The sequence below is a fragment of the Streptomyces sp. NPDC007205 genome, from assembly GCF_040634095.1.
Classification (GTDB): Bacteria; Actinomycetota; Actinomycetes; order Streptomycetales; family Streptomycetaceae; genus Streptomyces.
Genome location: NZ_JBEYEW010000081.1, coordinates 1 through 10,312, shown reverse-complemented (window position 1 = coordinate 10,312; position 10,312 = coordinate 1). Strand labels below are relative to the sequence as shown.

Genomic DNA, 10,312 nt, shown 5'->3' with positions numbered 1-10,312 from the left:
GGTCGTGCCCGCCGGCACCGAGGACGTTGCGACGGTCATCGAACGTGGTCTGTCCCAGCTCTTCGACAGCACGTGACAAAGCGGCGACCATGAACCACCAACGGTCCTGGCCAGAGTGATGTCGTCTCAGTTTGATCTTTAACCTCGCTGGGTCACTCGACTTGCTGATCTTGGTTTGTTCCTGAGACAGCAGCACGGCCGTTCTTCACGCTTCGACCTGTCGAGCAACGCCGCGTGAAGGAACGGCCGCTGGTGAAGAGACTCGCTCCTGAACCGTCCGCTGACGCCGCGCTGGGCGTCCTGTCCCACTTTCGTGTCCAGTTCTACGACTGTCTTTACCCCCGAGCGGATGCGCTCTTCGAGCTCACCGGCGCGGTGTTCTGTGCTGATGGTCCGGTCACCTCGCTCGTCGGGCTGACCCTGACAGCCGAGCACCGCCGCGGGCACGGGGCAATGTACGACGCGGTGAATCACGGCTGGCTGGGGCCGGCGCCGTCTGCGCAGGCTGCTGGCCTCCACGCCACTGCCGCGTGCGGCTGACGGCGCGGCCGCCCGCCCTGAAGGGTGCCCGGCCGTGCACCGCGTGGCTGCCCGCGCGGCATCGAGACGCTGCCTCCGCATGGAGACCGCCGAAACCCACGGGGACCTTGCCCAGACGAGCTCCTCGACACCACGACCAGCGCGTGATCACACCGCCGTGAGAGGGCTGCGGTCTCCTGTCAGGCGTTTTCGTCGTGGATCCGCGCCCCCAGGTCCTCCGCCCACGCCAGCGCCCACATCTTGAGCTCTTCGATCTGCCGGGAGGTGAGCCCGTACGCGGCGTAGTCCTCGTCCTCGTACCAGTCCGCACCGATGAGCCGGTCACGAAGATTCTCCAGGCTGAACTCATCGGGGGCGCGGCGGCGGCCGAGGGATTCAAGGTCGGCGGTGGAGCGGTGGCGGGAGGCGGCCTGGACGTCGATGAGGTCGCGGACGGTCCCGCGGTCGGCGAGCGCGCGGACCTTGGTGCCAATCACGTCGTCAAGGGAGAGGACGGGACCGTAGGGGGTCTGGGCTGGCGGGGCCCAGAATGGCTCCTTGAGGACGTCGACCTCGCACTCCTCGCCGGTATCTGGAACGGTGACAAGGAACCGGCCGCTGAGCGGGTCGGTCTGGACATGTGTGGTCCGCCAGCCACGCGCGGCGAGGCCGGCTGTGAGGGCAGCGACGATCTCGTCCATCGGAGCGGGATTCTCGGTGGCGACGTCGAGGTCACGGCTGATGCGTTCGACCAGGCCATGGGCCTGCACGGCGTATCCACCGGTGAGGACCAGAGGATAGGGAGAGCCGAGATCGAGGATATCGGCAAGGAGACGCTCATGGAGCGGGGTGAGCTTCACGCGGCCGTCGTGTCGGCCGGAGCGGTGCGGGGCAGCTCAGGGAAGGCGTCCTCCCAGACCTCGCGGATGCAGGGGCTGACCAGGCGACGCAGAACGGGCCACTGCTCGGCCAGCAGCCGATGGTGCAGGAAGGCCGCCAGGTCCTCGCGCAGGCCCTCAGCAAGGACGGTCCGGTAGAGGGTCATGCGGGACTTCGGGCGGTCCAGACTGTAACTCGTCCGACCGGACCAGACGACGTGGAGCGGCAGGTCGACGGTGCCCTCGACGGGGCCGGCCAGCTCCTCCAGGCGCTCGGGCAACCGACTGCGGTAACGGTCCCGCAGCACCTCAGCGCGCAGGGCGGTGGTCGTCACATCCATGCGTCCAGTATCGCTGGTACGAGGCGCCGCCGTAGCAGATACCCGTCACTCCTGCCGTATGGGGGGCGTTGTCACGTTGAGCTGGGCTCGTGAGATGATCTTCGGGTTGGTTGTCTCGGGATGTTCTGCTGGTGGGTGCCGTGTCGCCGTCGTACAAGGGCCACCGCTACCCGGTGGAGGTCATCTCCCACTGTGTGTGGCTGTACTTCCGGTTCCCGCTCTCCTTCCGCGAGGTCGAGGAGCTGATGCTCCAGCGCGGCGTGATCGTCTCGTACGAGACCGTCCGCCGCTGGTGTGGGAAGTTCGGTCAGGTCTACGCCGACGGGCTGCGCCGGCCCCGGGCCGGCGACAAATGGCATCTCGACGAGGTCTCCGTGAAGATCAACGGCGAGGCACTACCTGTGGCGCGCGCCGTTGACCAGGACGGCAATGTGCTCGACATCCTGGTGCAGTCCAAGCGGGACACCAAGGCCGCCAAGAGATTCATGGCCAAGCTCATGAAGAAACAGACGTGTGTCCCGCGGGTGCTGGTCACCGACAAACTCCGCTCCTACGGCGCCGCGCACCGCAAGCTCATGCCCTGCCTCGAGCACCGCTCCCACAAGAGCCTCAACAACCGCGCCGAGAACAGTCACCAGCCGACGAGGCAGCGCGAGCGCGCGATGAAAGGCTTCCGGACGCCCGGCCGGGCCCAGCGGTTCCTGTCCGCGTCCAGCGGCACCTCGCCGCACCGGCCCCCACGCCACCTGATCACCGCCGCCGCCCACCGCATTCGAGAAACTCCTCCGCTTCACCATCTGGGACCACGTCGCCGCCGGCATCGGCATGCCCACGACAGACTGAACAATCGGCTACCTCTGCCATCGGCATATCCTCAAACGACCGCGCGCCCGACAACGTGACAACGCCCGCCGTACTGCTCCAGGGCTTTCTCCACTGCCCGGATGGCACGGTTCACGCCTGCGCATGCCCCGCGGGGCGCGGCGAGCAGGACGCGTTTCCTGCAGGAGGCGGTGGCGGTCATGTGGTCCTTCGGGTGGTGGTGTCGGCCAGGTGGCGTAGGTGGGGTATGGCTTGTGGTGCAAGGGCCGGGGTGGTGTCGAGGAGCCTCATGACGGTGGTGCGGCGTTGGGTGATGAGGTCTTCGACGTGAGTGCGGGCGCCGGTGACGGTGAGGATGTTGCGGATCTGGGCGGCTTCGGCCCCGGTGAGGTCGGGTTGGCCGAGCATGCGGTGCAGCAGGTTCTTGTGGTGGGGTGTGGCGTCGCGCATGGCGAGGGCGATCAGGGCGGTGTGTTTGCCTTCGCGTAGGTCGTTCAGGCGGGATTTGCCGGTCAGGGCAGGATTGCCGAAGACGCCGAGGAGGTCATCGCGTAGCTGGAAGGCTTCGCCCAGAGGGAGAGCGTAGGCGCTCAGCGTCTTGAGCAGGCTGTTGTCGGCTCCGGCGAGGAGGGCGCCGAGGTGCAGGGGGCGCTCGATCGTGTATTTGGCGGTCTTGTAGCGGATGATCAACAGCGCCTGGTCGAGATCCGAGCTGGGGGTGCCCGTGGCGGTGACGTCAAGGTATTGGCCGTAGATAACTTCGGTGCGCATAGCGTCCAGCACGGGCAAGACCCGGGCCAGCTGATCGGAGGCGAGGCCTGCGGTGTTAAGGAGCTCGTTGGACCAGCACAGGGCGAGATCCCCGACAAGGATGGCGGCCGCCTCGCCTAGACGGTTGGCACGCTGATGCGTGCGGCCTTGGCCGTAGCGGTGGGCCAGGGTGCGGTGGATGGTGGGCTGTCCGCGCCGGGTGTCGGAGGCGTCCATGACGTCGTCGTGGATGAGGGCGAAGGCGTGGAACATCTCCAGCGCGGCCGCCACCCGCAGCACTGTGTCGGGCGCGGGTGTGATGCCGCCGGCCGCGTGCCAGCCCAGCACACACAGCATGGGACGCAGCCGCTTGCCCCCAGCAGTGAAGTAATCGGTCAGGACGGAGGCTGCCAGCGGCGGCAACTGCTTCATGCGGGCATCGAGTGCTTTGGTGTGCAGGAAGTCCTTAAGGATCGCCTCGACGCGGTCGCGGGCACCGGGCAGGTCGAGCTGGTCGGTGACAACAGGAGCAAGGGTCATGCGCTGTCGCCTTTCTCCGGTAGGTCGCTGGTCAGATGGAGGACTATGTCCAGGTCGAGGTCGGCGGTGAGTGGGGGGTGCGAGGGTCATGCGGATTCGCCTTCTTCCCGTGCGGCAGCGGTGAGTTCGAGTGCCTCCTCGAGTAGGGCTTCGACGATGCCCGCTTCGGGGACGGTCTTGATGACCTGGCCGTGGCGGTAGATCTGGCCCCTGCCGTTACCGCACGAGACGCCCAGGTCGGCTTCCCGGGATTCTCCGGGGCCGTTGACCACGCAGCCCATCACCGCGATCCGTAGCGGATGGGGGAAGCCATCGAAGGCGGCCTCGACTTGGGCGGCCAAGCGATGGATGTCGACTTGGAGGCGGCCGCAGCCGGGGCAGGACACGATCTCCAGCTTCCGCGGCCGCAGGCCCAGCGAGGCGAGAATGTGACAGCCTGCCTTGACCTGTTCGACCGGCGGGGCTGACAGGGAGACGCGGATAGTGTCGCCGATGCCCTCGCCCAGCAGAATCCCGAAGGCGACGGCGGATTTGACGGCGCCCTGAAAGGCCGGACCGGCTTCGGTAACCCCCAAGTGAAGGGGATAGCTGCAGCGCTGTGCGAGCAGCCGATTCGCGGCAATCATGGTGAGCGGGTCGTGGTGCTTGACCGCAATCTTCAAATCGGTGAAGCCGTGTTCCTCAAACAGCGAGGCCTCCCACAACGCAGATTCAACCAGAGCCTCCGCCGTGGCAGAGCCGTGTTTGGTCAGTAGACGCGGATCCAGAGAACCCGCGTTGACCCCGATGCGGATCGGTATTCCAGCCGCAGCCGCCGCCCGGGCAATCTCGCCCACCCGGTCATCGAACTTCTTGATATTGCCCGGGTTCACCCGCACCGCAGCGCAGCCGGCGTCGATGGCGGCGAAGACGTAACGGGGCTGGAAATGGATGTCCGCGATCACCGGGATCGGCGAGCGGGCGACGATCTTCGGCAGAGCATCGGCGTCATCAGCCGAGGGCACCGCGACACGGATGATGTCGCAGCCCGCGGCGGTGACTTCTGCGATCTGCCGCAGCGTGGCATCCACATCCGCCGTGTTCGTGGTCGTCATCGTCTGCACGGACACCGGTGCGCCGCCGCCCACGGGCACCGCCCCGACACGCAACTGACGGGTGAGGCGGCGACGCACCGGGACCGGTGAAATCACGGGCACAGTGGACAGGCCCGGGTCGGTCGTGGTCATCGCGCCACCTGTTCCAAGACGGTTGCAGCCGTGCCTGGCTCGCCGACCGACAGGATGCAACGGACAGTGCGGACGATGCCCGCGGCATCAAGCCCCGCTTCAGCCAGCAGATCGGTGCGGGACCCGTGCGCGATAAACTCACGTGGCAGCCCCAGCGGCACCACCGGTGTCTGAACACCTTTGGCCTGGCACTCCTGGGCCAGCGCCCAGCCCGTCCCGCCGGTGACGACACCATCCTCGATACTGACGACCAGCTGGTGGCGGGCCGCCAACGCGGGCAGTGCTTCGTTGACTGGCAGTACCCAGCGTGGATCGGCGACTGTCACCCCGATGCCCTGTCCTTCCAGAAGCCGGGCGGCTTCCACAGCCGCCCCGGCCAGCGGCCCCACCCCCACCAGCAGCACATCCAACGGCCGACGAGAGCTGCGGTGCAGGATGTCGATGCCGTCCATGCGGGCCAGTGCCGAGATCTCCGGTCCTGCGCTGGCTTTGGGCAGGCGCAGCACCGTGGGGCCCTCCTCCCACCCGACCGCCTCACCCAGCAGCCCCTCCAAGCGCCTGGCGTCCCGGGGGGCAGCGATCCGCATCCCGGGCACCATCGAGAACAGGGATAGATCCCACATACCGTGATGGGACGGCCCATCCGGACCAGTGATACCGGCCCGGTCCAAAACGAAGGTGACCGGCAGCCGGTGCAAGGCCACGTCCATCAACACCTGGTCAAACGCCCGGCCCAGGAACGTGGCATAGACTGCGACCACCGGATGCAGGCCGCCCATGGCCAGGCCAGCCGCGCTGGTCACCGCATGCTGCTCCGCGATCCCCACATCAAAGACCCGCTCCGGGAACCGCTCTCGCATCAGGCGCAGGCCAGTAGGGCGCAGCATCGCCGCCGTCACCACCACCAGGTTCTCCCGCTGTTCAGCCAGCTCCAGCAGGCACTTGGAGAACACGCTCGTCCACGATGGGGCAGAGGCGGCCCCTGTCGCGCCAGCCGCCTCCGGCACAACAGGGGCGGGGCGGCCGGTGGCCGGATCCACGGTGCCCACCGCGTGCAGGCAATCCGCAGCGTCCTGCTCGGCTGGGGCATAGCCCTTGCCCTTCACCGTCATCACATGCACCACCACCGGTCGGCTCAGAGCACGGGCCCGCAGCAACGCCCCCTCGATCTCAGAAGTGTTGTGTCCATCAACAGGACCGAAATAGGTGAAGCCCAGGTCGGTGAACACATTGCGGCATGATTCCGCCCCGCCCGCGAACTTCAGATCGTTCAAATGACGGGCCAGCGCCCCGGTCGTGGGCGCGTAGGAACGGCCATTGTCGTTCACCACCACAATCACCGGCCGCTGCAGCTCACCGCCCAGATTGTTCAACGCCTCCCAGGCCATACCACCAGTCAGCGCCCCATCACCGATCACCGCCACCACAGCCCGGTCCTGCTCACCAGCCAGCTGGCGAGCCTTGGCCAGACCGTCCGCATACGACAGCGCCGTGGAAGCGTGGGAATTCTCCACCACGTCATGCACCGACTCCGCCCGCGACGGATAACCCGACAGCCCCCCAGCCTGCCGCAGCCCGTCAAACCCCTTACGACGGCCGGTGAGCAGCTTGTGCACATACGCCTGATGCCCAGTGTCGAAAATGAGCGTGTCGCGTGGCGAGTCGAACACCCGATGCAGCGCAAGGGTCAGCTCCACCACACCCAGATTGGGTCCCAGATGCCCGCCCGTCACACACACCGCATCAATCAGAAAAGCGCGGATCTCCCCGGCTAGCACCGGCAGTTCACACGCAGACACAGCTCGCACATCCTCAGGACCCATAATGCGATCAAGGACCGACACACCAGACAATGCAGCACCTCCGTTGCGCAGGACACCAGATGACCCCGGCCTACGCTGTGCTCGCTCCCTGACGGTGCGGCACCATGTAACCGAGCAGAGACAGTTCACCGTCACCAACACCACGCGTCCACAATCCAGCAGCAGGAAAGCCATGCACGCCGTGCAACCTTGCGCACTCGTGAAAAGCCCTAGTTGTATTGCCCTGTGAGACACCTCAGGGTTCTAACTCGTCAAGCGGCGACGGCAAGTTCGGCGGGGAAGGCGGTTTGTTCGTCGAACAGTTTGCGGTGTTGGAGGCAGTGGTAGAGTTGGCCGAGCATGCGGTTGAAGAGGTTTCTCTGGGCGGCAGCGTGCCAGTCTCCGTGGTCGTCGCGGCGCCTTCGGTAGTGAGTTCTGGCGCCGGGTGAGGCGGTGATGGCGGAGAAGGCCCAGAGGGGTGTTATCAAGTTAAGGGGTGGGGTGCGATGATCTTGGTGTAGATCGTCGGGGGAGGGGTCTGCTGGTGGACAGTGCTGCACCGTCGTACAAGGGCTTCCGGTTCCCGTCGGAGGTGATCGCGCACGCGGTCTGGCTGTATCACCGTTTCCCTCTGTCGTTCCGTGATGTGGAGGAGCTGCTGTTCGAGCGCGGCATCCAGGTCTCGTACGAGGCGATCCGGCTGTGGTGCGAGCGGTTCGGCCCGGCCTACGCCGCCGGGCTGCGCCGCCGGCAGCCCCGCCCGGGTGACCGGTGGCATCTGGACGAAGTTTTCATCAAGGTCAACGGACAGATGCGGTACTTATGGCGTGCGGTGGACCAGGACGGGAACGTGCTGGACATCCTCGTGGCCGACAAGCGCGATGCGAAGGCCGCCAAGAGGTTCTTCCGCAGGCTCCTCAAGAGCACCGAAACCGTGCCCCGGGTGATCGTGACCGACAAACTCCGTTCCTACGGCGCCGCCCACCGAGAGATGATGCCGTCGGTCGAGCACCGCAGCTCGAAACATCTCAGCAACCGGGCAGAAAACTCCCATATCCCCACCCGAGAGCGCGAGCGGCGCATGAAGGGCTTCCGCCACGTCAGCACCGCCCAGAGATTCCTCGCCGCCTTCTCCCGGATCTCACCGCACTTCCGTCCCCGCCGGCACCTGATGACCGCCCCCGGCTACCGCACCGAGATGACCAACCGCTTCACCATCTGGCACCAGATCACCGGCACCACACTCATGGCCACGACCGCCTGAACCAGACACCACCCGCACCACCGGCATACTCCAACTCACCTACCACATAAGCAACTTGACAAGCCCGGTCGGCGTTCTCGCGGGTCTTGGCCGCGTAGGCGCGGACCGCGTCGGCGGTCGCGGGCTCCAGCTGCTGCCGGGCGTGGTCGGCGGGGGCCGGCTGTTCGCTCATCGAGGGCTCCAGAGGGCGGAACTGGCGTCTCCCCAACAGTATCGGCCGCACCCGGTGCTGGGGACCACTCCGGACGAACCGGCCTGGGCGGGCGGATAGGACCCAGGTGGACCCAGCTACGGGCCCCGTTCGTGTCTACCAGGGAAAACACCGGTCTCGGGACCCAGGGACCCAGGTTGTGGGGCGGTTGCTGGGTCCACCTGGGTCCCGGTCGGCGATGTCACTGATCAGCTGATCAGTGACACAGACAGGCGTGTCCACCTGGGGAACACAGGAGGTTGATGACACAGGTCGGCCCTGCCCGGCCGGACTGTTCGGCAGCGGACGGTAACCGGCCCCGAGCCGTGTCACGCTGATCAGTCAAGAGGCCCGGATCGGGGTCCGGGCCCGTGTTTCCGGGCCGAACCGGCCGAGTGACAGCCCGGCGGGGGTGCGTGACACCCCTCGGGCGTGACAGCGTGACAGTCACCTTCCGTGATCGTCACGGGCTGCACCTCCCAGCTATGTCACAGGGTCACAGGTCATTTCCCAAGAACGCGTCTGCCTGGGGAAACGGCCTCCCAACCTCTCAGGCATCACGGGCGTACCGGGCACTTACGGCCCCAGGCTCCCAGATCTGTCACACGTCTGGCCCGGGGATCTGGGAGTTCTGGGAGGTTGCAGAGGGTGCGATCATAGGAGGGCCGGGCGGGGGCAGCGGCACTCCTCGCAGTCGGCGCACTCCATGCAGAACGCGCGTGGCGTGCGCGGGCAGTGGCAGATCGGGTTGTAGTCGGGGTCGTCCTCGCCGGGGTAGTGCGTCTCGCCGATCGGCGGCTCGGTCCACGCGTACAGGGTGCCGTCGGCGAGCAGCTTCTCGAAGCGGCGGCCGACGGTGCTGGCGGTGTGCCAGACGGCGACGACCTCCGGCTCCTGGCCGTGCGTCATGCCGGGCTCCCCGCGGGGTCGACCGGCGCCGGGCCGCGCGTGAGAAGTGCGGCGAGGTCGGTGGTGGCCTCGGGTTCGGCAGCGGCGAGCCGGGCCGTGAATGCCAGCTCGCCGGGCGCGGCGGCCGGGACCAGTCGGGCGAGCGCGGACAGCAGCGCGGCGTGCGCGAGGACGGGCTGCGGCAGGAGGCCGGCGGCGGCCTCGCGGGCTGCCGGGTGGGCGTAGTGGCCGCGGTGCGCGGCCAGGGCGTGGGCGAGCCAGGTGTCGCCGTCGGCCGGGATGTAGCCGCCGGCGGGGCGGGCGAGTTCGTCCCGGGCGGCTTCGTCGCCCTCGGGGGCTCGGCTTGTTCCAGCGTGCCCAGCTCGCGCAGCGCCTGGAGCTCATCGGCGCGGGCCACGATCCGGGCGGCTTCGCGCAGCTCGGCTTCGCGTGCGGCGGCGGCCGCGGCTTCGGCGGCGAGCTCGGCATGGACGACGTCGTCGGTGTCCGGGTCGTAGACGGTGCCCGGCGCCGCGTCGGTGAGCAGCTGGTTGATGCGCTCCCACTCCGCGAGCTCCGCCCGGCCGCGCGTGTCGTCGACCGGGTGCTCGTGCCGCGAGTCCTGCCGGGCGTCGAACCGGGCTTCCTCGAGGGCCCGTGCGACGGCGGCGGCGTCCATGCCCTTCGCGCGGCGGCGCACCACGCGCCGGCCGATGCGGGCGTGGTCGACCGGCTCGCGGGGCGCGGCGACGTGTGAGGCGAGCGGGCGGCGCGTGGTGCGCCGGGGTGACCAGGACGTGGTCATCAGGGCCTCGTATTCGTGGGGCGGAATCGAAAGCGGGCCGCCGCCAGAGCGCTTCTGTGACGGCCCGCGAATACGGTTTATAGCAGGGCCCAGAATTGGGCGGATCAGAACTCGAACTCTATCGACCGGAGGTGCGTGAAATCCGCCCGCAGACCATCAAGCGGGTGCCCCAGTCCGTGAAATACGACTCAGTGAACCGTTTTCATCCTGTCCTGCTGGGGTGAAGGTGCAGGTCAGCGGTGTGGGGTGACGAGACGAGGCTCCTGGTCGTTGCGGTGGTGTTCTCT

The 10,312-nt window shown here is 67.5% G+C and carries 10 protein-coding genes and 4 pseudogenes; 4 read left to right on the top strand and 10 right to left on the bottom strand.

Features of this window, described 5'->3' with window-relative positions:
- A partial coding sequence (locus tag ABZ624_RS40695; RefSeq protein ID WP_360100334.1) for a hypothetical protein occupies nt 1-196 on the bottom strand: 196 nt, incomplete at its 3' end.
- A gap of 95 nt (nt 197-291) precedes the next feature.
- On the opposite strand from ABZ624_RS40695, the pseudogene ABZ624_RS40690 reads away from it, so the two are divergent.
- A pseudogene (locus ABZ624_RS40690) lies at nt 292-544 on the top strand (transposase); the annotation flags it as partial.
- 175 nt (nt 545-719) lie between these two features.
- Here ABZ624_RS40690 and ABZ624_RS40685 read toward each other — a convergent pair.
- Both ABZ624_RS40685 and ABZ624_RS40680 read right to left on the bottom strand, forming a co-directional pair.
- On the bottom strand, nt 720-1,379 hold the full coding sequence (locus ABZ624_RS40685; RefSeq protein WP_360100332.1) for a nucleotidyl transferase AbiEii/AbiGii toxin family protein: 660 nt from the start codon (nt 1,377-1,379) through the stop codon (nt 720-722).
- Nucleotides 1,376-1,738 carry a hypothetical protein gene (locus ABZ624_RS40680; protein WP_360100329.1) on the bottom strand — a complete coding sequence of 121 codons (363 nt, stop codon included), beginning with the start codon at nt 1,736-1,738 and terminating at the stop codon, nt 1,376-1,378. The genes ABZ624_RS40685 and ABZ624_RS40680 overlap by 4 nt, the downstream gene beginning before the upstream one ends.
- A gap of 131 nt (nt 1,739-1,869) precedes the next feature.
- Here ABZ624_RS40680 and ABZ624_RS40675 point away from each other — a divergent pair.
- A pseudogene (locus ABZ624_RS40675) lies at nt 1,870-2,581 on the top strand (IS6 family transposase).
- Nucleotides 2,582-2,648: 67 nt separating this feature from the next.
- On the opposite strand, the pseudogene ABZ624_RS40670 reads toward ABZ624_RS40675, so the two are convergent.
- The 5 genes and pseudogenes from ABZ624_RS40670 to ABZ624_RS40650 form a co-directional block, all read right to left on the bottom strand.
- Nucleotides 2,649-2,762: pseudogene (locus ABZ624_RS40670) on the bottom strand (4-hydroxy-3-methylbut-2-enyl diphosphate reductase); the annotation flags it as partial.
- Entirely contained in the window at nt 2,759-3,850 is a 1,092-nt protein-coding gene (locus ABZ624_RS40665) for a polyprenyl synthetase family protein (protein WP_360100326.1), read from the bottom strand. The gene ABZ624_RS40665 and the pseudogene ABZ624_RS40670, both read right to left, overlap by 4 nt.
- Before the next feature lie 86 nt (nt 3,851-3,936).
- Nucleotides 3,937-5,076, bottom strand: a complete 1,140-nt coding sequence (gene ispG / locus ABZ624_RS40660) for a flavodoxin-dependent (E)-4-hydroxy-3-methylbut-2-enyl-diphosphate synthase (RefSeq protein ID WP_360100323.1) — start codon at nt 5,074-5,076, stop codon at nt 3,937-3,939.
- Nucleotides 5,073-6,920, bottom strand: a complete 1,848-nt coding sequence (locus ABZ624_RS40655; protein WP_360100340.1) for a 1-deoxy-D-xylulose-5-phosphate synthase — start codon at nt 6,918-6,920, stop codon at nt 5,073-5,075. The genes ispG and ABZ624_RS40655 overlap by 4 nt, the downstream gene beginning before the upstream one ends.
- Nucleotides 6,921-7,150: 230 nt before the next feature.
- Nucleotides 7,151-7,354: pseudogene (locus ABZ624_RS40650) on the bottom strand (IS110 family transposase); the annotation flags it as partial.
- Between the two features lie 62 nt (nt 7,355-7,416).
- Between ABZ624_RS40650 and ABZ624_RS40645 the strand changes: the two are divergent.
- Nucleotides 7,417-8,142 carry an IS6 family transposase gene (locus tag ABZ624_RS40645; protein WP_360100337.1) on the top strand — a complete coding sequence of 242 codons (726 nt, stop codon included), beginning with the start codon at nt 7,417-7,419 and terminating at the stop codon, nt 8,140-8,142.
- Here the strand turns inward: ABZ624_RS40645 and ABZ624_RS40640 are convergent.
- On the bottom strand, nt 8,123-8,314 hold the full coding sequence (locus ABZ624_RS40640; protein WP_360100320.1) for a hypothetical protein: 192 nt from the start codon (nt 8,312-8,314) through the stop codon (nt 8,123-8,125). The genes ABZ624_RS40645 and ABZ624_RS40640 overlap by 20 nt on opposite strands.
- 672 nt (nt 8,315-8,986) lie before the next feature.
- Nucleotides 8,987-9,241, bottom strand: coding sequence for a hypothetical protein (locus ABZ624_RS40635; protein ID WP_360100317.1), 255 nt, complete (start codon nt 9,239-9,241; stop codon nt 8,987-8,989).
- 343 nt (nt 9,242-9,584) lie between these two features.
- On the opposite strand from ABZ624_RS40635, the gene ABZ624_RS40630 reads away from it, so the two are divergent.
- A complete protein-coding gene (locus ABZ624_RS40630) occupies nt 9,585-9,977 on the top strand; it encodes a hypothetical protein (RefSeq protein WP_360100314.1) in 393 nt (130 codons plus the stop codon).
- Nucleotides 9,978-10,312 lie beyond the last annotated feature (335 nt).